This window comes from Sphingomonas bisphenolicum, assembly GCF_024349785.1.
Lineage (GTDB): Bacteria > Pseudomonadota > Alphaproteobacteria > Sphingomonadales > Sphingomonadaceae > Sphingobium > Sphingobium bisphenolicum.
In genome coordinates this window covers 1-24495 of the sequence record NZ_AP018821.1, presented here as the reverse complement: position 1 = coordinate 24495, position 24495 = coordinate 1, and the positions used below count along the sequence as shown (strand labels likewise).

27 protein-coding genes, 1 pseudogene and 1 riboswitch are annotated in these 24495 nt (G+C 64.7%); of the genes and pseudogenes, 17 read left to right on the top strand and 11 right to left on the bottom strand.

Annotated features, from left to right (window positions below):
* The first annotated feature begins 67 nt into the window (after window positions 1–67).
* The gene (locus SBA_RS23500; RefSeq protein ID WP_008831218.1) at window positions 68–868 is read left to right on the top strand and encodes an alpha/beta hydrolase; all 801 of its coding nucleotides are present in this window, start codon (window positions 68–70) and stop codon (window positions 866–868) included.
* Between the two features lie 110 nt (window positions 869–978).
* Here the strand turns inward: SBA_RS23500 and fixJ are convergent, their stop codons facing one another.
* Complete coding sequence (fixJ, locus tag SBA_RS23495; RefSeq protein WP_008831219.1) at window positions 979–1590, bottom strand: response regulator FixJ; 612 nt, start codon at window positions 1588–1590, stop codon at window positions 979–981.
* Window positions 1580–3082, bottom strand: coding sequence for a sensor histidine kinase (locus SBA_RS23490; protein ID WP_129965652.1), 1503 nt, complete (start codon window positions 3080–3082; stop codon window positions 1580–1582). The genes fixJ and SBA_RS23490 overlap by 11 nt, the downstream gene beginning before the upstream one ends.
* A gap of 125 nt (window positions 3083–3207) precedes the next feature.
* On the opposite strand from SBA_RS23490, the gene SBA_RS23485 reads away from it, so the two are divergent.
* The 6 genes and pseudogenes from SBA_RS23485 to SBA_RS23460 all read left to right on the top strand — a co-directional run bounded on the left by SBA_RS23485 (window position 3208) and on the right by SBA_RS23460 (window position 7676).
* Complete coding sequence (locus SBA_RS23485) at window positions 3208–3897, top strand: alternative oxidase (RefSeq protein WP_008831954.1); 690 nt, start codon at window positions 3208–3210, stop codon at window positions 3895–3897.
* Between the two features lie 29 nt (window positions 3898–3926).
* A complete protein-coding gene (locus tag SBA_RS23480; protein ID WP_008831955.1) occupies window positions 3927–4286 on the top strand; it encodes a response regulator in 360 nt (119 codons plus the stop codon).
* 1 nt (window position 4287) lies between these two features.
* Window positions 4288–4671, top strand: coding sequence for a group III truncated hemoglobin (locus SBA_RS23475; protein WP_008831956.1), 384 nt, complete (start codon window positions 4288–4290; stop codon window positions 4669–4671).
* Window positions 4668–4961: a DUF1971 domain-containing protein gene (locus tag SBA_RS23470; RefSeq protein ID WP_008831957.1), complete on the top strand. Its 294-nt coding sequence runs from the start codon at window positions 4668–4670 to the stop codon at window positions 4959–4961. Before SBA_RS23475 ends, SBA_RS23470 begins: the two co-directional genes overlap by 4 nt.
* A 59-nt stretch (window positions 4962–5020) precedes the next feature.
* The gene (locus SBA_RS23465; RefSeq protein ID WP_008831958.1) at window positions 5021–5470 is read left to right on the top strand and encodes a globin domain-containing protein; all 450 of its coding nucleotides are present in this window, start codon (window positions 5021–5023) and stop codon (window positions 5468–5470) included.
* A 74-nt stretch (window positions 5471–5544) separates the two neighbouring features.
* Window positions 5545–7676: pseudogene (locus SBA_RS23460) on the top strand (putative bifunctional diguanylate cyclase/phosphodiesterase).
* Window positions 7677–7730: 54 nt separating this feature from the next.
* Here SBA_RS23460 and SBA_RS23450 read toward each other — a convergent pair.
* The 3 genes from SBA_RS23450 to SBA_RS23440 form a co-directional block, all read right to left on the bottom strand.
* Window positions 7731–8111: a nuclear transport factor 2 family protein gene (locus SBA_RS23450; protein ID WP_008831960.1), complete on the bottom strand. Its 381-nt coding sequence runs from the start codon at window positions 8109–8111 to the stop codon at window positions 7731–7733.
* A 39-nt stretch (window positions 8112–8150) separates the two neighbouring features.
* On the bottom strand, window positions 8151–8684 hold the full coding sequence (locus SBA_RS23445) for a DUF937 domain-containing protein (protein WP_008831961.1): 534 nt from the start codon (window positions 8682–8684) through the stop codon (window positions 8151–8153).
* A 171-nt stretch (window positions 8685–8855) separates the two neighbouring features.
* Entirely contained in the window at window positions 8856–9446 is a 591-nt protein-coding gene (locus SBA_RS23440) for a hypothetical protein (RefSeq protein ID WP_008831962.1), read from the bottom strand.
* Between the two features lie 86 nt (window positions 9447–9532).
* Between SBA_RS23440 and SBA_RS23435 the strand changes: the two genes are divergently transcribed.
* From SBA_RS23435 to bktB, 6 genes are all read left to right on the top strand, one after another.
* Window positions 9533–10681 carry a winged helix-turn-helix domain-containing protein gene (locus SBA_RS23435; protein ID WP_008831963.1) on the top strand — a complete coding sequence of 383 codons (1149 nt, stop codon included), beginning with the start codon at window positions 9533–9535 and terminating at the stop codon, window positions 10679–10681.
* Window positions 10682–10767: 86 nt separating this feature from the next.
* A riboswitch (Fluoride riboswitch) is annotated at window positions 10768–10843 on the top strand.
* A 20-nt stretch (window positions 10844–10863) separates the two neighbouring features.
* Window positions 10864–11241, top strand: a complete 378-nt coding sequence (gene crcB, locus SBA_RS23430) for a fluoride efflux transporter CrcB (protein WP_008831964.1) — start codon at window positions 10864–10866, stop codon at window positions 11239–11241.
* A 185-nt stretch (window positions 11242–11426) separates the two neighbouring features.
* A complete protein-coding gene (locus SBA_RS23425) occupies window positions 11427–12320 on the top strand; it encodes a DnaJ C-terminal domain-containing protein (RefSeq protein ID WP_008831965.1) in 894 nt (297 codons plus the stop codon).
* Window positions 12317–12655: a chaperone modulator CbpM gene (locus tag SBA_RS23420; protein WP_008831966.1), complete on the top strand. Its 339-nt coding sequence runs from the start codon at window positions 12317–12319 to the stop codon at window positions 12653–12655. Before SBA_RS23425 ends, SBA_RS23420 begins: the two co-directional genes overlap by 4 nt.
* 268 nt (window positions 12656–12923) lie before the next feature.
* Window positions 12924–13235: a hypothetical protein gene (locus SBA_RS23415; RefSeq protein WP_008831967.1), complete on the top strand. Its 312-nt coding sequence runs from the start codon at window positions 12924–12926 to the stop codon at window positions 13233–13235.
* Between the two features lie 237 nt (window positions 13236–13472).
* Complete coding sequence (bktB, locus tag SBA_RS23410) at window positions 13473–14669, top strand: beta-ketothiolase BktB (protein ID WP_037520907.1); 1197 nt, start codon at window positions 13473–13475, stop codon at window positions 14667–14669.
* A gap of 73 nt (window positions 14670–14742) precedes the next feature.
* On the opposite strand, the gene SBA_RS23405 is transcribed toward bktB, so the two are convergent.
* Entirely contained in the window at window positions 14743–14991 is a 249-nt protein-coding gene (locus SBA_RS23405; RefSeq protein WP_129965651.1) for a hypothetical protein, read from the bottom strand.
* 239 nt (window positions 14992–15230) lie between these two features.
* Window positions 15231–16304, bottom strand: coding sequence for a catalase family protein (locus SBA_RS23400; protein ID WP_008831970.1), 1074 nt, complete (start codon window positions 16302–16304; stop codon window positions 15231–15233).
* Window positions 16305–16420: 116 nt separating this feature from the next.
* On the opposite strand from SBA_RS23400, the gene SBA_RS23395 reads away from it, so the two are divergent.
* The 4 genes from SBA_RS23395 (at window position 16421) to SBA_RS23380 (ending at window position 21264) form a co-directional block, all read left to right on the top strand.
* The gene (locus SBA_RS23395; RefSeq protein ID WP_008831971.1) at window positions 16421–17416 is read left to right on the top strand and encodes an SDR family oxidoreductase; all 996 of its coding nucleotides are present in this window, start codon (window positions 16421–16423) and stop codon (window positions 17414–17416) included.
* A 68-nt stretch (window positions 17417–17484) separates the two neighbouring features.
* Window positions 17485–17991: a (2Fe-2S)-binding protein gene (locus tag SBA_RS23390; protein WP_008831972.1), complete on the top strand. Its 507-nt coding sequence runs from the start codon at window positions 17485–17487 to the stop codon at window positions 17989–17991.
* A complete protein-coding gene (locus SBA_RS23385; RefSeq protein WP_008831973.1) occupies window positions 17988–19001 on the top strand; it encodes an FAD binding domain-containing protein in 1014 nt (337 codons plus the stop codon). Before SBA_RS23390 ends, SBA_RS23385 begins: the two co-directional genes overlap by 4 nt.
* Window positions 19002–19011: 10 nt before the next feature.
* Complete coding sequence (locus SBA_RS23380; RefSeq protein WP_008831974.1) at window positions 19012–21264, top strand: xanthine dehydrogenase family protein molybdopterin-binding subunit; 2253 nt, start codon at window positions 19012–19014, stop codon at window positions 21262–21264.
* An 80-nt stretch (window positions 21265–21344) separates the two neighbouring features.
* On the opposite strand, the gene SBA_RS23375 is transcribed toward SBA_RS23380, so the two are convergent.
* The 4 genes from SBA_RS23375 to SBA_RS23360 all read right to left on the bottom strand — a co-directional run bounded on the left by SBA_RS23375 (window position 21345) and on the right by SBA_RS23360 (window position 24466).
* Window positions 21345–21755 carry a hypothetical protein gene (locus tag SBA_RS23375; protein WP_008831975.1) on the bottom strand — a complete coding sequence of 137 codons (411 nt, stop codon included), beginning with the start codon at window positions 21753–21755 and terminating at the stop codon, window positions 21345–21347.
* A gap of 126 nt (window positions 21756–21881) precedes the next feature.
* Window positions 21882–22637, bottom strand: coding sequence for an RES family NAD+ phosphorylase (locus SBA_RS23370; protein WP_008831976.1), 756 nt, complete (start codon window positions 22635–22637; stop codon window positions 21882–21884).
* The gene (locus SBA_RS23365) at window positions 22630–23310 is read right to left on the bottom strand and encodes a hypothetical protein (RefSeq protein WP_008831977.1); all 681 of its coding nucleotides are present in this window, start codon (window positions 23308–23310) and stop codon (window positions 22630–22632) included. Before SBA_RS23365 ends, SBA_RS23370 begins: the two co-directional genes overlap by 8 nt.
* Window positions 23311–23710: 400 nt before the next feature.
* Window positions 23711–24466: an AraC family transcriptional regulator gene (locus SBA_RS23360; RefSeq protein ID WP_261937546.1), complete on the bottom strand. Its 756-nt coding sequence runs from the start codon at window positions 24464–24466 to the stop codon at window positions 23711–23713.
* Between the last annotated feature and the right edge of the window lie 29 nt (window positions 24467–24495).

The following is a 24495-nucleotide window of genomic DNA, read 5'->3' as shown; positions in this document are numbered from 1 at the left end:
GGCATTCGAGGAACCCATCCTGAACGGTCGCGCACCGGGAAGGCGCAGATCAGCAGGAGATTATCGCATGACCGACATCGTCTTCGTCCACGGCATGTTCCAGAACCCCAAAAGCTGGGAAAACTGGATCCATATGTTCAGCGACAAGGGATACAATTGCCACGCCCCGGCCTGGCCGCTGCATGAAGGTGATCCGCGCTCGCTGCGCGATAATCCGCCGCCGGGTCTGGGCGAACTTCGCCTCAAGGATGTCATCGCATCTATCGAGGTTACGGTGCGTGGGCTCGGCCGCCCGGTGATGATCGGCCATTCGGTGGGCGGTCTCATTACCCAGATCCTGTTGAGCCGGGGATTGCTGTCAGCCGGGGTGGCGATCGATTCCGTCGCGCCCAATGCCATGGTCGACTTCGACTGGGGCTTTCTCAAGAACAGCGCGATCATCGCCAACCCGTTGAAGGGTGACGAACCCATCTACATGGATGCCAAGACCTTCCACGGCGCTTTCGCCAACAGTTTGAGCGAAGAGGAGGCAGCGCGCGCGTTCGAAGCGACGGCGACGCATGACAGCCGCAATATCCTGCGCGACTGTATGGGCGAGGATGGCCGGATCGATCTCGGCGCGCCGCACGCGCCCTTGCTGCTGATCGGCGGTGAGGAGGACGAGATCATCCCGGCGCATCTGACCGAGAAAAACCACAGGGCCTATAAGGATGAGGGGAGCGTTGCGGAGTTCGTGTCCTTTCCTGGCCGGAGCCACTTCATCTGCAACGAGCCCGGCTGGGAAGAGGTCGCGCAGACGGCGCTCCAGTTCATCGAGCGCAACGGCGTCCGTGCCGGATCTGGCGCCCGCAGCATTGAACCGATGTGATGTGACGGGTGAGGGGCTGTCTGGTTGAGATCGGCCCTTCTCTTGTCCGACGGTCGCGGAGGGCCGGGCGAGCCCTTCCGCCGATTATCAAGGACGCTCCTTGGTGCCTCTCAGGATAGCCGCGCGATCGTGACCATCCGGACGAGGTCGGACAAGGTCTTTGCCTGCATTTTCATCATGACATTGGCGCGGTAGACCTCGACCGTCCTCGCGCTGATCTCCAGGTCATAGGCGATCGCCTTGTTCGCCTGGCCGGCGACGAGGCCGTCCATGACCTCGCGCTCGCGGGGGCTGAGCATGGCGATGCGGTCGAGGATGGCCTGCCTTTCCGCGGCGGAGGCGGCATCTCCCGCGGTGCGCGCCAGCGCGCTGCGGATCGCGCTCAGCATGACCTCGTCATCGAACGGCTTCTCGATGAAGTCCGCCACGCCGGCTTTCATCGCCTGGATCGCCAGCGGGACGTCGGCATGGCCGGTCACCACGATGACGGGGACACCTGCGCCGGCGAGCTGCAGCTTTTCGGCCAGCTCGATGCCGGTCATCCCGGGCATGCGCACGTCGGTCACGAGGCAGGCGCCGGCGAGGGGCGGCGATGATTTTAGGAAAGCGTCTGCCGAAGCATAGGAGCGCACCCGTATCCCGGCCACATCAAGGAGAAATTCCAGTGAATGCCGGACGCTATCGTCGTCATCGATCACATAAACGATCGGGTCACTCGCCATCGCCTGGCCCTTCCTTGTCCGCCTTGGGCAGCGTGAAGCCGAACACGGCCCCGCCCCCGTCATGAGATTCCGCCCAGATGCGCCCGCCATGGGCCTCGACGATCGTGCGCGAGATCGACAGGCCTACACCCATGCCGGTGCGTTTCGTCGTGATGAACGGCTGAAACAGCCGGTCGGCCACATCGGCCGCGATGCCCGGGCCGGTATCGGCGACCGTCACCCGCGCCATGTCGGCGTCGGCCGGCGCGATGGCGATGGTCAACGCGCGGGGCCCCGGCCCAGTCCCGGCCATGGCGTCGATGGCATTGCGAACGAGGTTGAGCACCACCTGCTGGATCTGCACCTTGTCCGCGAGCACGAGGTCGATCTCAGGGCTGAAGTCATGCTGGACGCGTATCCCATGCTCCTTGGCGCCGACGAGCGCCAGCGCGCTCGCCTCCTCGACAAGCTTCGGCAGACTTTCGACCGTTCGTTCGGTTTCGCCGCGCGCGACGAAATCGCGCAGCCGGCGGATGATTTCCCCGGCGCGCAGCGCCTCGGCGGCGGCGCGGCCGACCGCATCGATAACCCGGTCGTTGCGATCCTCCTCGCGTTCGAGCAGCATCTTGCTGCCCTTGAGATAGTTGGCGATCGCGGAGAGGGGCTGGTTCAGTTCATGGGCAAGGGCCGAGGCCATTTCTCCCAAGGCGGTCAGCCGCGAGACGTGAACGAGTTCGCTCTGCAATTCCTGAAGCCTCGCCTCGGCATGCTGGCGCTCGGTGAGATCGCGGATGAAGCCGGTGAAGAAGCGCTGCCCGTTGGCCTGCACTTCGCCGACGGCGAGTTCGAGCGGAAAGGTCGACCCATCGCGGCGTTCGCCCACGACGACACGGCCCTTGCCGATGATGCGGCGCTCTCCGGTCTGGTAATAGCGATCCAGATAGCCATCATGGGCTGCGCGGTAGGGCTCGGGCATCAGCAGCCGCACGTTGCGGCCCGTGAGCTCCTGTGCCTTCCAGCCGAACATCCGTTCCGCCGCAGGGCTGAAGTCTCGAATGAGCCCCGCAGCATCGATCACCACCATGGCGTCGGGGACGGTGTCGAGGATCGAGCGCAGATGGGCTTCTCGGCTGGCGAGGCCGGCAGCGGCCTCGTCCGAAGCAAGACGGGCTCGCTGAAACCACTCGCCCCCCAGCGCGATGGCGAGCCCGATCGCCACGAAGGCCACCGCGGCAATTACGCTGCCTTCCTCGATCGGGCCTGTCAGGTGGTCGCACCACAGACCGGCGGCTGCGCCGGCCAGCGAAGCCAGCGCGCCGACGCGAAGGCCTGACAGGGCGCTTGCCGCAACCACGCCCGGGACGAAGAAGATGAAGGTCGCGCGCGCGCCGAGCTGATCGGCAAACAGGAGCCGCACCGCGAGGCCGCCGGCGATCGCGAGCAGCGCGACGCCCAGGGCAGCGGGCAGGGCGAGCCGCGGCAGGAGCCGGCTTGCACCATCGCCGCGAGCCACCTCCGGGAAGTCCCTTAGGGGCGCTGCGGTAGGGACATCATCCAAATTTTCGTCCTTCCTTTCCCTGTCTACTTACGGCCCATCAGCGGCGCCCCGTCAATCGCGTCGCCATCGGAGACACGACAATGACTGCACCGTTCATCGATCTGGGCGTTCACCACAAGGCCAGCGGACTTTCCGACAAGGTGGCGCTCGGCTTCACCAAGGTCCTGCGCTGGTGCGCGGACACCTTTTTTGCCCAGCGCTACGGTCACCGGGCCGTCGTGCTCGAGACCGTCGCGGCGGTGCCCGGCATGGTCGGTGCGACGATCAACCACCTCGCCTGCCTGCGCCGCATGTGTGACGACAAGGGCTGGATCAAGACGCTCATGGACGAGGCTGAAAATGAGCGCATGCACCTCATGACCTTCATCGAGATTTCCAAGCCGACCTGGTTCGAGCGGGCCGTGATCATCGGCGTGCAATGGGTGTTCTATGTCTTCTTCTTTGCTCTTTATCTCTTGAGCGCCAAGACGGCCCACCGCGTCGTCGGCTATTTCGAGGAAGAGGCGGTGATCAGCTACACGCACTATCTCGCGGAAATCGACGAGGGCCGCAGCGCCAATGTGCCGGCGCCCGAGATTGCCAAGCGGTACTGGGGGCTGCCCGAGGAGGCTACCTTGCGCGATGTGGTGCTGGTCGTCCGCGCGGACGAGGCGCACCACCGCGACGTCAACCACGGCTTCGCCAATGAACTGGGCGGGTTGCCGGTTGGAGCCGTCGCGCAGTGCCCGCCCCACGCCGAGCTCGTCCCGAACTGGAAGAAGGCCGCCTGAGCCTCGGCCTGACTGCGGAAGGACATGACATGGTCTTGGATCGCCCGGTCCTGCTGTTCGAAAGCGATCAGCCTGTCCTGTCCTCCCTGCAGTTCGCCCTGAGCCTCGAGGGGTTCCTGCCCGCGGATGGCAATGTGCCGGACGCGGACCCCGCGACGGCCGAATGCCTCGTCATCGACCAGCGATATCGCGCCGATGGGATCGGCTTTCTGCAGGAGCTGCGGGACAAGGGCGTCGCCGTACCGGCGATCCTGCTGGCGACCAATCCCTCGCGGGAACTCCGTCGACGGATGAAGCCGCTCGGAGCGGTCCTGATCGAAAAGCCGCTGCTCGGCAACGAGCTCACTGATGCCCTCCTGACCATCCTCGCTTCCAGCAAGGCCGCCTGACATGTCTGCTTGCTACCTCGACGAAACTGCCATCGACCTGCTCGTACCCGCCTTCTATGCCCGCGTCCGGGCGGATGCGTTGCTCGGGCCGATCTTCGAGAGCGCCATCGACGACTGGCCCCATCACCTGGCGAAGCTGAAGGATTTCTGGTCATCGGTGATGCTGGCAAGCGGGCGCTACAAGGGCCAGCCGATGCCCGCCCATATCCGTCACGAAAGGGCGTTGAGTAAGGAGGCCTTTGCCCGCTGGCTCGCGATCTGGCGAGAGACCACGGACGAACTTCTCGCGCCGGCCGTCGCCAGGGCGTTCCAGGACAAGGCGGACCGTATCGCCCAAAGCCTTCAGCTAGGGATGCAGTTTTATCGCGAACGGAGCGCCGCATGACTGTCGCGATCCCAGCGAACGCCAAACCGTACAAGCGCACCGCGACCTTTACCGAAACCACCATCCCGGCAGGCCTGCTGGGCGACCATTCGACCAAGGAGGGCACCTGGGGCCTGATCCGGTTGGAAGAGGGCGCGCTTCGCTATGTGGTGACCGACGAGCGCCGGCCGCCTTCGGAGCAGGTCCTCACCGTCGCCGGCGAGCCGGGCGTGGTCGAACCGACCATCCTGCACCATGTGGCGCCGGTGGGGCCGGTTCGCTTCCACGTCGAATTTCTAAGGGTGGATTGATCGCCTGACCGGCACCTCCCCTCGTTCCCAACCTCAATAGCCTATCAAGGAGTTCCCTTATGCGTACAGCCTCACCCGCCGCCATGGAGATCGTCAAGGCCACGGCCCCCGCTCTTGAGAAGCATGGCGTCGAGATCACCACGGCCATGTATGCCCGGCTGCTGCAGGACCCCGAGATCGCCGCCATGTTCGATCGCGCGGCGCAGGAAAGCGGCGAGCAGCCGCGCCGGCTGGCCGGCGCGATCCTGGCCTATGCCAAAAATATCGACAAGCTCCAGAACCTTGGGGGCGCCGTGCAGCGCATGGTCGCCCGGCACGTCGAGACCGGCGTCAGGCCCGAGCATTATCCCCATGTCGCGGCCGCTCTCCTCCCGGCGATCCGTGAGGTGCTGGGCGCCGAAGTCGCCACGGACGATGTGCTAGCCGCCTGGGGCGAGGCCTATTGGATGCTTGCCGACATTCTCATCGCTGCCGAAACGCAGGCCTATGAAGAGGCCAGCGCGGCCTGATCGGTCGCGGGGGAGCATCCGTTCCCGAGGCAGCCGACAGGAGAGCTTTAACCTAGTTGCGATATCGCGAATCCATGGCCGCAGCTGTCCGTCTTCTCCGCGTTTCTGTGCCGAGGCAGTATCTTTGGCCGCTCCTGTCGCTGCTCGGCGTATGCTTCGGTTTCATCTTCCTGCTCATCTTCCTCAGTACCCGCGCGCAGGATGCCCAGCAGCTCGAGCGGGAGCGCCAGGCGCTCGGGGGCGTGTTCGCCACCGCGTCCGCGATGGTGCAGCACGATCTGCAGGATTACGCCAAATGGGACGATGCCGTGCGTCACATCGGTTCGCGTTTCGATGCGGCCTGGATGGACGACAATGTCGTGGCCTATCTGGGCCGCACCCAGGGATATTCCGACATCTTCGTGCTCGGCGCGGACGATCGGACCCTTTACAGTTTTAAAGACCGGAAGATCGCCCCGAACACCGCTCAACTGCGTCTTGGCGCCGACTTCGTTCGATCTATCGCCGAAGTGCGGCGCTTGCCGCCCGAGGGCAGTCCGATCGTCAGCGGCTTCACGCGCTCGGGCAACCAGGTCCTGGTCTATGCCACGGCCGCCGTAGTGCCCTTGACGGGTAAGATCGCGGCGCCCCGAGGGCCGACCCGCCTTCTGGTCATCGCCCGGCACGTCGACGAGGCGTTTTTGGCGGACCTCACGCGCGAACTCAATGTACACGATGTGCGGCTGACGCTGGGGAACCGGACAGCCGGAATGGACGCCATCGCCATCAAGGGCCGGTCGGGCGAACGGATCGCCTGGCTGGAATGGCGGTCGCATCATCCGGGTGCATCGCTGAGGCAGCATCTGGTGCCGGCGATCCTGGCGGTGGCCTTCGTCGCCTTTGTGGCGGCCGGTCTTATTCTTCGCCGGGGCAGCCAGTCGATCGAGGCGCTGCGCGCAAGCGAACTGCTCGCCCGGCATCTGTCGGATCACGATCCCTTGACCGAACTGCCCAATCGCCGCGCGTTGGGGGAACGACTGGGCGAGCTTGTCGCGGCAAGGCAAGGACTGGCCCTGCTGTTCCTCGATCTCGACGGGTTCAAGGACGCCAATGATGTCTACGGCCATAGTGCCGGCGATCTTCTGCTCAAGGAAGCTGCTGGTCGCCTGAAGGCCGCGGCGGGCGAGGCCTTTATCGCGCGCGCGGGCGGCGACGAGTTTGCCGTTCTCTTGAGATCGCCATCGTCTGGCGTGGCGGCCGCGACATGCGAGGCCATTCTCGAAGCGTTCTCGACGCCCTTCAAGGTTGGCGCCTACAGCATCACGATCGGGACCAGCATCGGCTATTTCGAGAGCGCCACATCCTGCGACAGCGCGGAAGAACTCATTCGCAAGGCGGACGTCGCCATGTATGCCGCCAAGGATGCGGGCCGGAACTGCGCGCAGGTTTACCACCCCTCGCTCGACGAAGGCCATGAACGGCGCCAGCGGCTCGAGCAGGATCTCAAGCGCGCGGTCGAGAACGAAGAGATCTACGTCCGCTATCAGCCGATCGTCGATGCCCAGTCGGGCGAGGTCGTGGCCGTCGAGGCGCTGGCGCGCTGGTCTCATCCCGTACATGGCGATGTCCCGCCGGATGTCTTCATTCCCATCGCCGAGATCAGCGGGCTGATCAATGCGATCGGCCGCCAGGTGCTGCTCAATGCCTGCCGGGAAATGCGCGAGACCGGGCTCGATCTGGCCGTCAACCTGTCGCCGGCGCAATTTTGGGATGGCAATCTCTACGACGAGGTTCAGCAGGTCCTGGAACGGACCGGCTTTCCCCCGAGCGGCTGGAGCTGGAAATCACCGAAAGCTTGCTGCTGCGCCGTCCCCAGGTCGCGGCGGCTGTGATCGACCGTCTGCGCTCACTCGGTATCCGCATGGCCCTCGACGACTTCGGCACCGGGTTTGCGAGCATCGCCTATCTCCAGCAACTCACGATCGACCGGCTCAAGATCGACAGGTCGTTCCTCGCTCCGCTGGAATCGGAGCCTGACATGCGAGAGGTGCTGGTCTCCATCGTCGGCCTGGCGAAGGCCTATCATCTCGAAGTCTGCGCCGAAGGGATCGAGACACCGGGACAGGCGCAGCTTGCGCGCCTGGCCGGCTGCGGCCGCTTGCAGGGCTGGCTGTTCGGGCGTCCGCAAGCGGCGAGCGCCTTCCAGGCCGTGGCCTTGCGAGCTTAGGAGCGCGAGGGAAGCGGTCGGCCGGTCAACGGCCGCGCCGATCCTGCGGAACGATCATGGCCGAACGACGGGCGAGCAATGGGCCGCCTCGATGCGCCATTGATCGCCCGGCAGCCGGTGCCAGCAGCGCGTATAGGCGAAGGTGCCGCTGAACGGTTGCGCGTCGTAGGATCCCGACAACTGGACCGCGAGGCAGACCACCGCGCTGTCGCCCAGGAGGCGAACGAGGGGTGGCTCGACGGGGTCCAGTTGTTCGATGCGAAGCAGGCCGGACTGGTGAGCGCCGAGATCATCGCCCTTGTTGAGCCGCGCGTCGACCTGGTTGGTAAAAATCACGTCCGGGCTGAGCAGGGCATCGAGGGTCGCCACATCGCTCGCGAGCATCGCCGTGCGAAGCCGGCCTTCGGCATGCTCGATCTGCGCGCGGTCGTCCATAAGCAGGCCTGCCCCAAAGTCGGTTGAAAGGGAGGGCGGTCAACGGCCGCCCAGGATCGATCCCAATATGCCGCCGAGCCCGCCGGCTGACGCGGCGCTTCCGGAGGACCCGCCGCTACCGGCGAGCGCACCGGCGATGCTGCCCAGAATGGATTCCAGTCCGCCCTGCTGCCCCCCGGAGCGCTTGGCGAGGTGCCCCGCGATGAGCATCGCGAGGATAGGGAGCATCTTCTTGAGGATCGCTGGATCGAGGCCAGTGGCCTGCGATGCTTGCCCGGCGACCTCGCGGCTTACGTCCTTCGAGCCGAACAGGCTCCCCAGCAGTTGATTGCCAAGGCCGGTGTCAGTGGGGTTGGAGCCGACGACATTATCGATGAGCCCCGAGCCACCCAGCGCCTGGACCTGCGCCGCGAGACCTGCCGGTTCAACCGGGGCCGCCGTCTTGCCGTTGATACCGCCGATGAGCGAGGGAAGAAGAGCCTGCGCCCCGCGCTCGGCGTCTTCGCGTGAAATGCCAAGTTGCTGGGTCAAGGCGTCGAGGCTTCCTTCGGGAAGCAGATCGGCAAGGTTCATGTCACGTCTCCAATTCGCATGTGGGGCGGGGCAGCGTTGCGCCCAGGGGTGGGCATCATCGGTCAGGGCGTCAACAGGCTTTCAGCCGCGCCGATACTTGCGCAGCGATGAGGCGGACAGTTCGCTCAGCCCTGCGGCGCCAAAAGCGAGCGTGGCTACTTGGATCAAGGGCTACCGCGACGATGTCGCCGCGCCCTCGGCCCACGAGGCGGCCAGCCAATAGAGGACCGCGGCGATAAGCCAGAGGCCGGCGAACAGAGCGCTGAATGTTCCGCCGCGCGCATCAATCTGTGCGCCCATCGCCGCGATGCCTGCCTGGGCAGCGGCAGCCGCGCCATGGGAGATCGCCATGCCCAGCGGCTTGAAGCGCGCCATCGCCGAGCCGATGAAGGCGATGATGGGCACGCCCGCGAAGAGGAGGTTGAAGGGATTGTCTTCCGACCCGATCATGCCGACCGCGAGATTTGCCCAGACCGTCAGGAAAACGGTGAGGAGCGATACCACGCTGGCCGCGCGGGACCATGGATTGGGCGAGCGCCGGACCAGCCATTCGGCGGCGAGCCCCGTTCCGCCGAGCATGAGGCCCGTGACGAGGAAGTCGGTTTCGTCCCAACGCACCTGCGGGGTGTAGCGCATCGCGATGGCGGGGAGCGCGAGGAGAAGCAACGCGAGCCCCCAGGCCGAGATCCGCCACGGATTGAGCGCCTGCTTGAGCCTGCCATTGCTGGACGCTGCGTAACTATCGTTCCGATGATCATCCATGATATCGCCTCCATTCGAGATGAGATCATCAGGGTCCCGGAAAGACCGATGAGCGTCATGAGAAGCATATGAGGTTTTGCTGAAAAGTGCCGCCGCGTGGATATCATTTCGGCCAGTTCGTCCTCGATCCCGAGGATCGGCGCCTGCTGCGTGACGGCGTTCCGGTCGAACTCAACGCGCGCTATCTCGACGCACTGGCGCTTCTCGTGCGCCATGCCGGGTCGCTCGTCGGCAAGGACCGTTTTCTGGCGGAAGTGTGGAAAGATGTGCCTGTCACCGACGAGGCGCTGACCCAGTGCATCCGGCTCCTTCGCCAGCGTCTGGGTGACGATGCGAGCCGTCCGCATTTCATCGAGACGGTACCCAAGCATGGCTACCGCTTCATTGCCGAGGTCGACTGGCGCGAAAGCTCTGCCCCGGCCGAAGACGCGGCCCCCCACACGCTTCCCCCGTCGGCCGCGCCCTCGGCGCTCCGCCGCGTAGCGATGATGGCGGGAGCCGGGACCCTGGGTGCTGGGGGCGCCGGATTGATCGGCGGGCTCGCATACGGCTTTATCGCCGCGACGCCGCCGCTCTCGAACGGAGGCGGCGCCGCGTCCTCCGTCTTCGTGTTGCTCTGGCTAACCCTGGCGGTGGCGCTCGTGGGCGGCGCGGGTGTCAGCCTAGGGATCGCTTGGGCCGAGGCCGCTGGAAAACGCCCATGGCTTACTCTTGGCGGCGCAGTCGGCGGAATGATCGTCGGCGGCGTCGTGAAGTTGCTTGGGATCGACGCGTTCAATCTCTTGTTCGGCCAGTCACCGACAGGGATTACGGGCGGGCTCGAGGGGCTTTTCCTGGGGGCTGGGGTAGGCCTTGGTGCTACCTTGTCCGGCATGGGCCGCTCTGATCGTTCCCTTCGCTCAGTGGCAGCGCGCGCGGCGCTTTGCGGCGGTGCGGCGGGCAGCGTTGTCGTTCTTCTTGGCGGACATCTCATGGCCGGGAGTTTCGAGCAACTCGTCCAGACATTCCCGCAATCGCGGATCGGCCTTGCGCAGATCGGCGGCCTGTTCGGTGAACAGGGTCTTGGTCCGGTGGCGGAGACGGCATGCGCGTTCGTCGAAGGGGCGCTGTTCGCGGCGGGCCTGGTCGTTGCGATGACGCTGGCGCGCCGTGAGATGGACAGGCCTGAAGGCCGCTCGGCGGCGACGTCCACCCTGGTTGCGAGCCGCAGAGGCGGCGCGCCTCGGTTGGGTTAGAACCCGCCAGCCGGGGCATGGGCAGCGAGCGCCGCCGGTCGCCTCGTTCCGGCTATCATTGACCGTCTAAATCGTCAGGCCTAAATGTTGCGGGAGGCAATGGATTCCTGCCTGGCATGTCGCCGAACCGCCCTCGCACGGGACGATGATTCCTACCGGCGCCATCTGGCGAAGGAGGAATCATGCGCTTGTTCTTCATCGTGTTCATGGGTTCAGGGATCGGTGGCGCGCTGCGCCATCTCGTAGGGCTCGTATCGCTCCGACTGCTCGGACCGAGCTTTCCCTATGGAACGCTGGCCATAAATGTCTTCGGCTCGGCGCTGATGGGGTTGGTCGTCGGAGTGCTGTCGATGCGCTCGGGGACCAGCCATGAGTTGCGGGTCTTCCTGACCACCGGCCTCATCGGCGGTTTCACCACCTGGTCGACGTTCAGCCTTGACGCGTACAGTCTGTGGGAACGCGGCGAACAGGCGGCGGCGATAGGCTACGTCCTTGGCAGTCTCATCCTGTCTTTCGCGGTTCTGGCCGTTGTCCTGGTGGTGGCTCGCCGCTTCGGTTGATGCAGATTAGAGGTTCGACTGAGTGTCAGCGCTCATTTGCCGGCGGCCCTGACGGCGCCACGGAGCCAGACGAAAATCGTGCTGCCAGCCCCAACCGAAATCTTGTTTTTGTCCCGACTGCAACAAAATTGGATGAGCGCGGCTATGCCGCGCTGGGCCAATGATACAGGAGCGAGGGCACGACGTTGAGCAGTCCTTATGAGGTCTTGGGGGTATCGCCGACAGCCTCGGCGGATGAAATTCAGAAGGCCTACCGAAAGCTCGCCAAGACCCTCCATCCCGATCTCAATCCCGGCGACCGTACGGCTGAAGACAAGTTCAAGGCCGTCGCGGGAGCCTATGATCTCCTTCGCGATCCCGAAAAGCGGCGTCGCTTCGACGCCGGCGAGATCGATGAGACCGGCGCCGAGCGACCGCCGCAGGGCTATTACCGGGACTATGCCAGCAACGATTACGGCCGATATGCCAATAGCGGCGGCTTTGCGGATTTCGACGAGGACCTGTTCGCCGACTTGTTCCGGCAACGTGGGAGAGGGCAGCCCAATCGGCGCGGCGAGGATCTCCAGTTCCGCCTGGGTCTGACCTTGGCGCAGGCGATCACGGGCGGCGAACAGCGACTGACCCTGCCGGGTGGTGGTACGCTCGACGTCAAGATTCCTGCCGGGGTCGTCGATGGCCAGACATTGCGCCTCAAGGGCAAGGGCGGGATGGGCTTTGGCAGCGGCGGCCCCGGTGACGCCTACATCATGCTCGAGGTTCTGCCCGATCCGCGATTTGCGCGAGAAGGCGATGATCTCGTTCTCGAGGTTCCGATCTCGCTGAGCGAAGCGGTGCTTGGCGGAAAGATCCAGGTGGCGACACCCACGAGCCAGGTGTCGATGACGGTGCCGGCCGGTTCGAACAGCGGCAGCACATTGCGACTGAAGGGGCAGGGGGCCCCGCGTGCAGGCGGCGGCCGCGGCGACGAACTGGTCAGGCTCAAGATCGTACTGCCCAAGCCGTCCGATCCGGAGCTCGAAGCCTTCGTGAAAAGCTGGGAGGCGGGCAGGGCACACAATCCGCGGGAGACAAGCCGATGATCGACCTGGACGACTTCGTGCAGCGCACGGGTATCGCACGGAAGGTTCTGACGACCTGGATCGAGCGCGAATGGCTGGTCGCCGAGCACCCGGGCACGTTGCAGCTCTCGGAGATGGATGCCGCCAGAGCACGGCTCATTCATCAGTTGGAAGGCGATTTCGGGATTAACGACGAAGGGATCGAGATCGTTCTCCACCTGCTCGACCAGATCCATGGCCTGCGCCGCGCGCTCGAGACCATGCAGCGAGCAGGACCTGCCGGGCAGGGCAGGGTGACCCGGCGTGGGAGCCGCCTCCGCCAGCGCTACTATCGCCTGGGCAAGCGCCGGCCCTAGTTGGCCATTCGCCGCCCGCCCATAGGCGCGAGCAAGATGGGGATTATCGCCAAAGGCACACCGGTGACGCGCCTGGTTCGCGCGCAGTGGGAAAGTCGGCGGAAAGAGGCGGGGAAGACTGTGGAACGCCTGTGAAAAAGAACGGGACCGCACCCGCGATACAATTCGGCGTGTCGTGGAGCATCGGCGACAAATCGGGTGGTCACAAAATCGAAGTTAACGACGAGAGTGGCGCAAATCTGTAAGGGTCCGCTTCAGGAGTAGACAGATGCCTTACAGCTTTTCCCCCGTATCCGTCGATACGGGCTGCGAGGATGTTCAGGGTCTGCAGGTCTTTCGGGATGATCGCCTGATTGCCCTGTTCGTTCGCCTGGACGCGAATTGTCACAGTGACCACCGAGGTTGCTGGTTTCTGGAGGCGGGCTTTGGCCGCTGCGCGGCGATGTCCGCCGGACCCTTTGATAGCGTGTTCGATGCCTTTCGATGGACCGCGGAACAATATGAAGGCCGTCGCATCGGGGACGGGCCCTTGCACAAGCTTGGTATCCTAGCCGAGCAAGTGGCACACTGCATCCATTAGCGCTCCGAAGCGATCGCAACACCGATCCTGGCTCCGAGGAGACGTGACCGAGCACATCTTCGGCCAGCGTCGGCGGCGGGAGCCTCTAACCCTCGGCACCCCACCACCGCGACCCGCGCCACCACGAGATGATTCCATAGGTATACATCTCCATTTATCCGCGCTAATAAATCAGAACTGATGTTTAAAGCATCACTGCGCGGCATTGATGCCAGCGGCTCGCTGAAAGGAGCGATCTTGGAAGACGTTGTGATTCTGGCCGGTACGCGAACGGCGATCGGCGACTTTGGTGGTAGCCTGAAGGACGTCGCGCCCTGGCAGCTTGGCCGTATCGTCATTTCCGAGGCGATCGCCCGCGCCGGGATCGCTGCCGAGGACGTCGGCCATGTCGTCATGGGGCAGGTGATCCAGAGCGAGCCGCGCGACGCCTATCTCGCTCGCATCGCGGCGATCGCGTCCGGCATCCCCGACCGGACGCCGGCGCTCACCTTGAACCGGCTATGCGGATCGAGTGTGCAGGCGATCATTTCCGCGGCGCAGATGATCGCCCTTGGAGAATGCGAGATTGCTGTGGCCGGGGGCGCGGAGAGCATGAGCCAGTCGCCTTATGTCACCAAGGCGATGCGCTGGGGACGGCGCCTGGGCGACGAGGTGATGGTTGACGCACTGAGCGCGGTTCTGACCGATCCGTTCGGCGCCGGGCATATGGGGGTCACCGCCGAGAATGTCGCCGAGCGCCACGCGATCAGCCGCGAGGCGCAGGATGCGCTAGCCGCGCAAAGCCATGCCCGAGCGGCCCGGGCGATCGCGGAAGGTCGCTTCAAGTCGCAGATCGTGGCGGTCGAAGTAAGGGAGCGGGGAAAAGCCAGGTCGTTCGACGTCGACGAGCATGTCCGTCAGGACGTGTCCTCCGAAAGTCTGGCATCGCTCAAGCCGATTTTCAAACCCGAGGGCGGTACCGTCACGGCCGGCAATGCGAGCGGCATCAACGACGGCGGCGCGGCCGTGATCCTCGCGTCGGAGCGGACGGCGCGAGCACGCGGTTTGCAGCCCATGGGGCGGGTCGTCGCCTGGGGGCATGCGGGCGTCGCGCCGGAAGTCATGGGTCTGGGCCCGGTCGAAGCCGTACCGATCGCTCTGGCCCGTGCCGGGCTAACTCTGACCGACATGGATGTCATCGAGGCGAATGAAGCTTTCGCAGCCCAGGCCTGCGCCGTGAGCAAATTGCTGAGTTTCGACCCGGAGAAGGTCAATCCCAACGGGAGCGGGATTGGTCTTGGCCATCCGGTGGGCGCGACCGGAGCCATGTTGACGGTAAAGGCGCTCTATGAGCTGACCCGCACCGGCGGCCGCTACGCCCTCGTGACCATGTGCATCGGCGGTGGGCAGGGGATCGCGATGATCATCGAGCGGCTGGGTCCAAGGCTTTTGTGAATTCATGGCTTAGCGGCATGCTGTTTGGCAGCGGCGGGCTGGGCTGGAATGGAAAGCGCGGAAGCGCTTTACCCTAGGCGGAACCGCCCGGAGGGCTGGCGTCTTGCGCGCTGGCGTCAGCCTCCGCGGCACCGGCTTTTGCGCCTTCCTCGGCGGCTTCGGCCACCGACTTTTCAAACATCTTCTTGAGCACCCAGCCCACTGCGAAAGTGACGGTTGCGGTGACCACCGCCCGTGCGGCGGTCTCCTCGAGAGACCGGATGAATTTCCGACGCCGGCTCGGGGCCGTGGCGCGTTCGATGATACTGTCAGCTGCTTTCATGTCCTGCCTCGCGTGATCCTTCGGTCGTGGAACGCGCTAGGCCTGGCTGCGCTCCCGGCGCCTATGGATCATGCGCAATAAAATTACGTCCAGGAGGCCCAAGTAGCTCCCGTCCGCAGGAGGGAGTGCGCCCTGCTACAGGGTTGTCATGCCGGTTGCCGACGCTACTTGCCGGTGGTCTTGACGCCGATTCGCGTCCCATCATCTCGATGGCGTCACGGGCTACGACACTGCCGCGATCAGGCAGACGGCTCGTGAATCGGACAGCGGTTGTACGCGGAGCGGTAATTGGCCGACATCGGATAGGCGCTGCGCCGGACGCGATTGATGACGCCGAGTGGCTGGTGAGCGGCAAGGCCATGCCATGGACTGAACGCAAGCCCGTCGTCGATGCGCCTGGCCTTCTCGTCGTTCCAGCCAGGCTGGGGCTCGACGACAATCCGGCCGATCGCGCGGAATGGGCTTTGAGCTTCGTCCCAGACCACTGTGGCATCCTCTACGGGCATCGCCTCGAGATCGGTGCACAACTGCACGCGCAATTCCCATTCCGCGCCGTGGGCGGCGATCACCGCGTTTACTTCTTCGCGCAAGCCATTGTCCCGGCCCGCCAAATCGACCGGCTGGTCTTTCAGTGCAACGAGGTGCGGCGACACAGGAGCGAGCGAAAATTTCGCGATATGGTCGCCGAACCGAAAGGCGGTCTGGCTGTAGAAGGTTTCGCCGAGCGGATGCGTGACAGGGTGACCGCCCAGTTGTTTGATCTTAGCGCTCTCGCCGCCAAGGGCTTCGATCACCGCTTCTGTGCCGCGCAGGACGGCTGACAGCGCCTTCTTGCTGCGTTCCGCCTTGTCCGTGGTCCTGGCGAGCAGTTTCAGATTGGCGAGAAAGTCCTTGGCTCGAGGCGCCGAGAAGGCCGGTCCGTTGACCATGATGATGTCCTGCGTGCTGGCATCCTCGGAACCTGGAAGCCGCTCGCCTTCGACGCCCAGGATCTTGATCGCCATCCCGCGCGGCAGGGAGACGCTGTCGGGAAGGATGTCGCCGGCGTTCGTCGAGATGCGCAGCACGACCTTGTGGTGGCCGGGGCGGACGGCGATGCCCTGGGCAAGTTCGGCCGGCAAGCCGTCGAACAAGATGAGCATACCTTCAAGCAGGCCGTGGCTCTTGGCATGCACGCTTCGCACCGCGTGCCCATAATCCTGCGAGGTCGTCTCGAGGATCCTGTGCAGTTCCCGGTCGATCGCCATGCTGGTCTCCGCTTCCTCCGGCTCAGGCGTCTCGACATCGGGGGAGAACAGAACCGGCTGCGGCATGAGGTGTTCCTTGGATTTAGCGTCTGTCCCGGAACCCGTCGCCGGGCAGGCGAGTTCCCGTAGCGCATCCATTATGCGGTCGCACGGCTACCGCCGCAAACCGACCGGACCGCCCCATGCCGCACCGACCGCTTTCCGATCAGGTCTTCGTCATCACTGGCGCGAGCTCTGGCATCGGCCTGCTTACCGCGCGCAAGGCGGCAGGGGCCGGCGCGCGCGTGTTCCTCATCAGCCGGAATGACGCGGCCCTGCGCGCGATCGTGCAGGAGGTCGAGGCGGACGGTGGCCGGGCGGCTTACGCTGTCGCCGATGTCGGGGAGCGCGAGGCGCTGCAGCGCGCGGCCTCCTGCGCCATAGCGGCCTTCGGCCGCATCGACACATGGGTCAGCAACGCGGGGGTCGCCATCTATGCGCCGCTGCTCGCCACGCCATTGGAGGAACATGAGCGATTGTTCCGCACCAACTATTTCGGGGCGGTCAACAGCGCGCAGGTCGCCGTGCCCTATCTCACGGCAAGCGGCGGCGCGCTCGTTACGATCGGCTCGATTGCCGGCGACATGCCTTCGCCTGTCATGGGCGCCTATACTGCCTCCAAGCATGCGATCCACGCCTTCGTCGCCTCGCTGCGGATCGAACTCAAGGCCGCGCGATCGCCGGTGCGGGTGACGCTGATCAAGCCGTCGGGCATGACCACGCCGATCGCGATGCATGCCGCCAATCACGAGGACGGCCAAGCGCGGATCCCGCCGCCGCCTTATGATCCGGCGCTCGTGGCCGATGCCATACTCTATACCGCGACCCACAATGTTCGTGCCCTCACGGTCGGCGGCATCGGACGGCTGGAGGTGTTGTTCGCCAGCCATTTTCCGGCGCTGTTCGAGCGTCTCGCGCCGCTCGTCGGGCCTTTTCTCGTCGATCGCTCGAAGCCCGCGACGCAAGGTGACAATCTTTTCGGGCCCGGCACTGATGGCGAGGCACGCTCGCGCAACGAGGAAGGGCGCCGATCGAGCCTAACCCTGGCGGCACGGACACGGCCACACGCGGCTGCGGCGCTCGTCGGCGGGGCTGCTGTGATCCTGGGCGGCCTGTTCCTGCGCAATCGGCGATCCTAGGGGAACCACGGGGCGACCGGGGGGATTATTGAACAGAGCCGCGCTCCCGCGCGGGACATGGAGCTGCCATGGCCACCATTTCCAAACCCGCGGCCCCTGGCGACGTCGAACCTCTCGATATCAGCCTCACCATCAACGGCGAACGGCAGGCGTTCACGGTCCTGCCCTGGGTAACGCTGCTCGATCTGCTGCGCGATCATGCCGATTTCACGGGCACGAAGAAGGGCTGCGATCATGGCCAGTGCGGTGCCTGTACCGTGCTGGTCGGCGACCGCCGGATCAACAGCTGCCTGCGTCTTGCGGTGATGCATGATGGCGATAACATCATAACGATCGAGGGGATGGGCGATGGGGATGCGCTGCATCCGCTGCAACAGGCGTTTTTGGACCACGACGCCTTCCAGTGCGGCTATTGCACGCCGGGCCAGATCTGCTCGGCCCAGGGGCTGATCAACGAAGGCCGTGCCCGAAGCCGGGAGGAGATACGCGAGCTCATGAGCGGCAATCTTTGTCGCTGCGGCGCGTATACGAACATCGCCGACGCCATCGAGCAGGTTTTGGGAGAGCGAGCATGAACCGCTTTGGCTATGCGCGGCCAACGTCGATCGCGGACGCCGTCAGGCTGGCTGCAAAGGACGGTGCGCGCTACATCGCGGGTGGCACGAACCTGGTCGATCTGATGAAGGAACATGTCGAACGGCCGACGAGCGTGATCGACATTACCCGGCTGCCTCTGGGCAGGATCGAGGAGGCTGAGGATGGGGGATTGAGGCTCGGTGCGCTCGTGCCCAACGCCGACACCGCCTATGACCGGCGCGTCCAGGAGCGTTACCCGCTCCTGTCGTCGGCGATCCTGGCGGGCGCCAGCCCCCAGCTGCGCAATGCCGCGACCAATGGCGGGAATCTCAACCAGCGCACGCGTTGCTACTATTTTTATGACACGGCGACCGCCTGCAACAAGCGGGTTCCGGGCTCTGGCTGCGGCGCGATCGGTGGGGTCAACCGCATCCATGCCATTCTGGGGGCTAGCGATCAGTGCATCGCAACCCACCCGTCGGACATGTGCGTCGCCCTGGCCGCGCTCTCGGCCCAGGTGGAAGTGGCCGGCCCGGACGGCGTGCGCACGATCGCGTTCGCCGACTATCATCGCCTGCCCGGCGAGGATCCCGCGCGCGACAACAGCCTCGAGCGCGGCGAGCTCGTCACGGCCATCATTCTTCCGCATGAGGATTTCACGCAGAACTACACCTATCTGAAGTTGCGCGACCGCTTGTCCTACGCCTTCGCGCTCGTGTCGGTGGCGGCGGCTCTGCGTATCGAGGGCGCCAGGATCGCCGAGGCGCGCCTCGCGCTTGGCGGCGTGGCGCACAAGCCCTGGCGCCTTCCCCACGTCGAACAGTTGCTCGTCGGCCGCGAGGCGGACGAAGCGGTCTTCCGGCAGGTCGCTGACGCACTGCTCGACGGTGCGGCCGGCCAGGGCGAGAACGACTTCAAGATCCCGCTTGCGCGTCGCGCGATCGTGCGGGCGCTGTCGCAGGCCGCGGCCGGTACGCCGCAGTCACAAACCGACAAACGCGTCGCCTGAGGACATGACCATGGCAGCCATCATCGCCCGCGACGGCATCGGCGCTCCGCTCAGCCGGGTCGAGGGTCTTCTCAAAGTGACCGGCAAGGCGCGCTATGCCGCCGAATATCCCGCCACTGGCCTCCTCCATGGGGTCGTGGTCAATGCCGCGATCGCGTGCGGGCGGATCACCCGGATCGACGACAGTGCCGCACGCGCGGTCGCAGGCGTCGTCGATGTGCTCACCCATGAAAATCGGCTGGAGATCGCATCCGCGGACAAGAAATTTCAGGATGACGTTGCCCCGCCCGGCTCGCCCTTGCGCCCCCTGTGCGACGCGCAGATCCACTATAATGGCCAGCCGGTCGCCCTCGTCGTCGCCGAGACATTCGAGGCGGCGCGCTATGCGGCAAGTCTCGTCGAGCTCAGCTACGAGCAGGCTGCGCACAATACCCGGTTCGAAGTCGCGCTTGCGGAAAAGTTCGTACCCAGGAAGAAGCGGTCAGGATATTATCCCCCCAAGAACCGCGGCGACGCGCGGTCGGCCTTCGAGACTGCACCGGTCACGATCGCCGGCGATTATCACAAGGGCGCCGAGCACCATAATCCCATGGAGATGCATGCCTCGACCGTCTTCTTCGAAGGAGACGGCAGGCTCACGGTTCATGACAAGACACAGGGTCCGCAGAATGTGCAGGCCTATCTGGCCGGCGCGTTCGACCTGAAGGCCGACGATGTCCGCGTGCTCAATCCCTTTGTCGGCGGCGCGTTCGGTTCGGGCCTGCGGCCACAATATAATGTTTATCTGGCGGCCATGGCCGCCTTGAAGCTGAAACGCTCGGTACGCGTCGTGCTCACCCGCCAGCAAATGTTTACCCATACGCACCGCCCCGAATGCCTCAACTCGATCTCGCTTGGTGCCGAGCGGGACGGGGCTCTGACAGCGATCCTGACCGACGCCACGACCCTGACGTCCAGGTTCGAGAATTACATGGAGACCGTCGTCAACTGGGGCATGATGAACTATGCCTGCGAGAACGCGGAAGGTGCCTCCTTTATCGCGCCGGTCGACACCTATACGCCTGGCGACATGCGCGCGCCCGGCGCGGCGACCGGCATGACACAATTCGAGATGGCGATGGACGAGCTGTCCTACGCGGTCGGCATCGATCCTCTCGACTTGCGGGTGAAGAATTACTCCAACATCGACGCGATGAACGGGACCGAGTTCACCAGCAAGGCTCTGCGCGAAGCCTATGCGCAGGGTGCCCAGGCTTTTGGATGGGACAGGCGCAGCCCGCAGCCGCGTTCGATGCGCGAAGGCAAGGAACTGATCGGCTGGGGCATGGCGACCGGAATGTGGGACGCGATGTTCTCCAAATGCGCGGTCCGTGCGACGCTCAAGACCGACGGCACGCTCGAAGTCGCAAGCGCGATGTCGGACATCGGCACGGGCACCTATACGGTGATGACCCAGGTCGCGGCGGATACGCTCGGACTACCGGCCTCGGCTATCACGGCAAAGCTCGGCGATTCCACCCTTCCGCTATCGCCGGTAGAGGGCGGCTCCTGGGGCGCGGCGTCAGTGGGCGCAGCGGTGCAGCTTGCCTGTCATGGCGTGGCCGCCCGGCTCGCCAAGGCTGCTGTGAAGATGGACGGCGATCCGCTCGCGGGCGCGAAGCTGGATGACCTGCTCTTCGAGAATGGGACCATGCGCCGCCGTGACGGCAAGGGGGAAGCGGTCCCCTTCACGGCGGCGATGGAGGCTGCGGCGCTGGACAGGATCGAGGTCGAGAAGACAGCGCAGCCTGGCCCCCTCGACATGGTCAGTCTGATGCGCAAGTCGCGCAACACCCATAGCGCGGTGTTCTGCGAGGTGCGGGTGGACGAGGAGCTGGGCGTCGTCCGTGTGACAAGAGTGGTGAGCGCGATCGCGGCCGGCAGGATCATCAACCCCAAGACCGCGCGCAGCCAGATACTTGGCGGGGTCGTGATGGGGATCGGCGCGGCGCTGCACGAGGAAAGCTTCCTCGATCACCGGCTCGGCCGGTTCATGAACCACAATTACGCGGAATATCATGTGCCTGCCCATGCCGACATCCACGATATCGAGGTGATCTTCGTCCACGAGCCGGACCCCGAAGTCACCCCGCTCGGCGTGAAGGGCCTGGGCGAGATCGGTATAGTCGGCACTGCGGCCGCAGTCGCAAATGCCATTTATCACGCGACCGGGGTGCGGGTACGCAGCCTGCCCGTCACGATCGACAAGCTGCTTGCGGACTGAATCAGCGCTTTCCGCCTGGGCGCTTCACTGGCGCCCGGCCACCCGCGGTGATCGCGCGGGATGGCCGAGAAGCACGGATGTCAGGGGGCGGGATATCGTGCGACGATTGCGGCGAGCTCCGCCGAAATCGCGTCTGCATCGCGGATAAGGTCGTCGGCCTGCGCATCAATCTCCTGCTGGATGTCGCGGGGCCACTCATGCTCCATCGTGGCGGAAAGCCGGCTGGCAGAATTGAGATAGGTGCTGGTACGCGCTTCCAGCATGGTGCACTGGTCCGCGTCGGTGTCGCTCTGGGTTGTCGGGTGGGCGGCGGCGAGCACCTTGCGGGCGGCGCGAACCAGCGCGCTCATGCGCAGACCGATCATGCCAAGATGCTGGGCGCGCCACTTGTCGACGGTCGCGTTGTCGTAGGCGGTGCGCGTGTCGCGGATTTCCTGGATCAGGAAGTCCGCTTCGGCGTGCGGGGTCATTTTGGATTTCGGTTCGAACATAGGCATTCTCCAGGCTTTGGCGCCGCCCGTACAAGCCGCGCGGTCGCCAGGGTTTTAGGAAGGGGAGGGAGGCTGCTGCCTGGCGGAGCAGGTCGCAGCTGGATCGCCGAAGCGGGCTTCGCGTGGCTATTTGCCGGTGATCTTCACCCCGATGATGTCGGCGAGCTCGACGAGTGCAGTGAAGGTGTCGGCATCGGCGACGATATTGACGGGCGCTTCGACGCTGCTGAATGGATCGGGCGGCAGCCGGTCTTCGAACAGAATGAGGGCGCGCGCGCTATCGTCCTGACGCGATACCCAGCCCAGGCCCTGCACGTCCGTACACTGGGCATGGATGGCCTCCGCCCAGGCGCGGGTCTGCGGATAGAAATCCTTGTCGCTCTCGATGAGATCGACCCGCGGAATACCAAGCTTGCGCAGCGCGGTGCTGCCGAGATCGGCGAGCCTGAGGTCCGCGGCGGGTTGCAATCTGGAATAATGATGCTTCCTGAGCTTGCGCTTCGCGACGGTCTTCAGTCCCGGCGCATGAGGCACATCGTGGAAGACCGTTTCCATGGCAGCGCATTCGAGCGTGGTACCGCCATAGATGGTGGGGATCGCGTCACCTGCGGCATCGCGGATCGGGCTGAAGCGGGCATTGCCGCCAGGCCCGGGATTGAATGCGTCCGGGGTGTATTCATCGGGGTGAATGCGATGGATTATCTGGCTCGCTGGCCAGCTCGTGCGTTTTACGAGCGCATCGAGATTGGCGGGCGGCGAGGCGATCGTGCGCGAAGGGATCGCTCCGGCACGGGCGGGAGCGGGAGCGACAGGCGCCATCTTGCGCGTTCGCGGCTTGGCTGGATCGGCACCCGCTTCGCGGGGTTTGGCTCCTTTAGCCATGACGCACGCCTGCGACCTCGTCTCGCGCGGCCGCGAGTACGCGCTCGGGATCGCTGATGAGGAGATCCTGTGGCAGAGCGCCGCCCAAAAACCCGTTGGCGGACGCGAACCAGATCGCGATATCCCAGGAGTCGAGTTCGTCGCCGAACACCTCGAGGATAGGCGCGAGGCTCTTCACGGGACGATACTGCGCGTCGGGATCGAGGGCATAGGCCGGATAGAGATCATTGCCATCGTGGCGCAGCGCAAAGATCCGCCTCTCGCGCTTCCACTTGTTTGGCTGGGCGCTCGAATTTTGCCCGGAGAACCCGGCGATTTCGGAAAGCTTGGCGGCATTAACCCATTCCGCGCTTTCCAGCACGGCCTTACGGGCTTCGGCGTTCATCCGAGCCTGGGTGAGCAGATGTTCGGGCGGCGAAACGGCGGGGACGAGGGCGTCGACCAGCTTTTCGAGGGTTGCTGTCTCATGGGCGGCGAGGTTGCGCAGAATCATCGGCGCGATCAGGCGAACCGCCTCGGCAAAGGCAGAGGCCGCAGCCTCGCCAGCATGTTCCAGCTGAAAAGCGATGATGGGTCCGTCATCGTCCTTTAGGTGCGCGCGCACGTCGCGTGCGGAGCCCGTTAGCGGCTTAATACGGACGTCCGAGAAATCCGACCCTGTTGCGGTGGCCATCATCGCCTCCTTGGATATGACGGTTATCTACATAACACGATATTCTAAATATTCAATGGCCGACGTTCCCCGAAGGCACTTGCTCCGATCAACCGCCGTGTTTTTGCAGCAAGCAAATGTCGCACGACCCAGCCATCAATGATGTGCCGCGCTTTGTGCCGCGCGGCACATCATTGATGGGTGAGCCAGATCAGCACAGCTCGAGGTAACAAAGTTTCGATGGGAGCAGCACCGACCGAGGGGTGCAGCAGCGGATCCAATATTCTTTAGAGAACCGGAACTGATAGCAGTTCACAAGAAAGTCGCGAAAAAAGGCGATCTCTAAGGCTCGCTGAAGGCTCGCCACCCTGGTCGACGACCCGACGATGCCGTCGCAATCAGCATGGACCGTAGGTCGCTGTCACCCCGCACGATAATGGCTTGGGGGAACGCCAAGGACCCGCTTGAACATCGTCGAAAAATTGCCGGGTCCGTCATAGCCCAGATCCAGTGCAACCGCCGTCACGGGTTCGCCGGCCACGAGCCTTGGCAGGGCCACCGAGAGGCAAGCCTGTTGCCGCCAAGCGCCAAAGCTCATCCCAGTCTGCAGGCGAAAATGTCGCGTAAAAGTCCGGCGGTTCATCGCCATCGCGTTGGCCCACAGGTCGATGGCCGCCGAGGCGTCGGGCTGGTTCAGGAAGGCGTGGCAGAGCGATGCGAGCTTGGAGTCGGAAGGGAAGGGCACTGCCAGGGGGATGGCCGGCGCACGATCGATTTCTGACGCGAGCAAGGTCATGACCTGTCCGTCACGCCCGTGCTCGTCATATTCGATCGGCAAATCGGCCGCCTCGACAAGCAGTTGACGCAGCAAGGCCGACACGCCGACAACCTGGGTCCGCGCGCCGCGCGACGGACAGATGCCGGGTTCGATCAATACGCTGCGCGTCTGTACCGCTCCGACCATGCGCACAGAATGTGCCGTTCCGCCCGGGATCCATACCGCCCGTTCAGGCGGGGCGACCCAGGCGCCATCGGGTGTGCTCACTGCCATGACCCCGCGCGCGGCATAGAGAAACTGGCTGCGGCGATGACGATGTTCGGCGAGCTCGTAGGAGGGCGGATAGTCATGCCCGATCGCGACGAGCGGGCGCGGCGCTTTGGCATGCTCGGTAGTCATGATGTTCACGGCTTTGTCCCAATCGCAGA

Coding starts and splice junctions, on each gene's coding strand:
- SBA_RS23500 (WP_008831218.1), top strand. CDS start 68: ATGACCGACATCGTCTTCGTCCACGGCATGTTCCAGAACCCCAAAAGC.
- fixJ (WP_008831219.1), bottom strand. CDS start 1,590: ATGGCGAGTGACCCGATCGTTTATGTGATCGATGACGACGATAGCGTC.
- SBA_RS23485 (WP_008831954.1), top strand. CDS start 3,208: ATGACTGCACCGTTCATCGATCTGGGCGTTCACCACAAGGCCAGCGGA.
- SBA_RS23480 (WP_008831955.1), top strand. CDS start 3,927: ATGGTCTTGGATCGCCCGGTCCTGCTGTTCGAAAGCGATCAGCCTGTC.
- SBA_RS23475 (WP_008831956.1), top strand. CDS start 4,288: ATGTCTGCTTGCTACCTCGACGAAACTGCCATCGACCTGCTCGTACCC.
- SBA_RS23470 (WP_008831957.1), top strand. CDS start 4,668: ATGACTGTCGCGATCCCAGCGAACGCCAAACCGTACAAGCGCACCGCG.
- SBA_RS23465 (WP_008831958.1), top strand. CDS start 5,021: ATGCGTACAGCCTCACCCGCCGCCATGGAGATCGTCAAGGCCACGGCC.
- SBA_RS23450 (WP_008831960.1), bottom strand. CDS start 8,111: ATGGACGACCGCGCGCAGATCGAGCATGCCGAAGGCCGGCTTCGCACG.
- SBA_RS23445 (WP_008831961.1), bottom strand. CDS start 8,684: ATGAACCTTGCCGATCTGCTTCCCGAAGGAAGCCTCGACGCCTTGACC.
- SBA_RS23440 (WP_008831962.1), bottom strand. CDS start 9,446: ATGGATGATCATCGGAACGATAGTTACGCAGCGTCCAGCAATGGCAGG.
- crcB (WP_008831964.1), top strand. CDS start 10,864: ATGCGCTTGTTCTTCATCGTGTTCATGGGTTCAGGGATCGGTGGCGCG.
- SBA_RS23420 (WP_008831966.1), top strand. CDS start 12,317: ATGATCGACCTGGACGACTTCGTGCAGCGCACGGGTATCGCACGGAAG.
- SBA_RS23415 (WP_008831967.1), top strand. CDS start 12,924: ATGCCTTACAGCTTTTCCCCCGTATCCGTCGATACGGGCTGCGAGGAT.
- SBA_RS23405 (WP_129965651.1), bottom strand. CDS start 14,991: ATGAAAGCAGCTGACAGTATCATCGAACGCGCCACGGCCCCGAGCCGG.
- SBA_RS23400 (WP_008831970.1), bottom strand. CDS start 16,304: ATGCCGCAGCCGGTTCTGTTCTCCCCCGATGTCGAGACGCCTGAGCCG.
- SBA_RS23395 (WP_008831971.1), top strand. CDS start 16,421: ATGCCGCACCGACCGCTTTCCGATCAGGTCTTCGTCATCACTGGCGCG.
- SBA_RS23390 (WP_008831972.1), top strand. CDS start 17,485: ATGGCCACCATTTCCAAACCCGCGGCCCCTGGCGACGTCGAACCTCTC.
- SBA_RS23385 (WP_008831973.1), top strand. CDS start 17,988: ATGAACCGCTTTGGCTATGCGCGGCCAACGTCGATCGCGGACGCCGTC.
- SBA_RS23380 (WP_008831974.1), top strand. CDS start 19,012: ATGGCAGCCATCATCGCCCGCGACGGCATCGGCGCTCCGCTCAGCCGG.
- SBA_RS23375 (WP_008831975.1), bottom strand. CDS start 21,755: ATGTTCGAACCGAAATCCAAAATGACCCCGCACGCCGAAGCGGACTTC.
- SBA_RS23370 (WP_008831976.1), bottom strand. CDS start 22,637: ATGGCTAAAGGAGCCAAACCCCGCGAAGCGGGTGCCGATCCAGCCAAG.
- SBA_RS23365 (WP_008831977.1), bottom strand. CDS start 23,310: ATGGCCACCGCAACAGGGTCGGATTTCTCGGACGTCCGTATTAAGCCG.
- SBA_RS23360 (WP_261937546.1), bottom strand. CDS start 24,466: ATGACTACCGAGCATGCCAAAGCGCCGCGCCCGCTCGTCGCGATCGGG.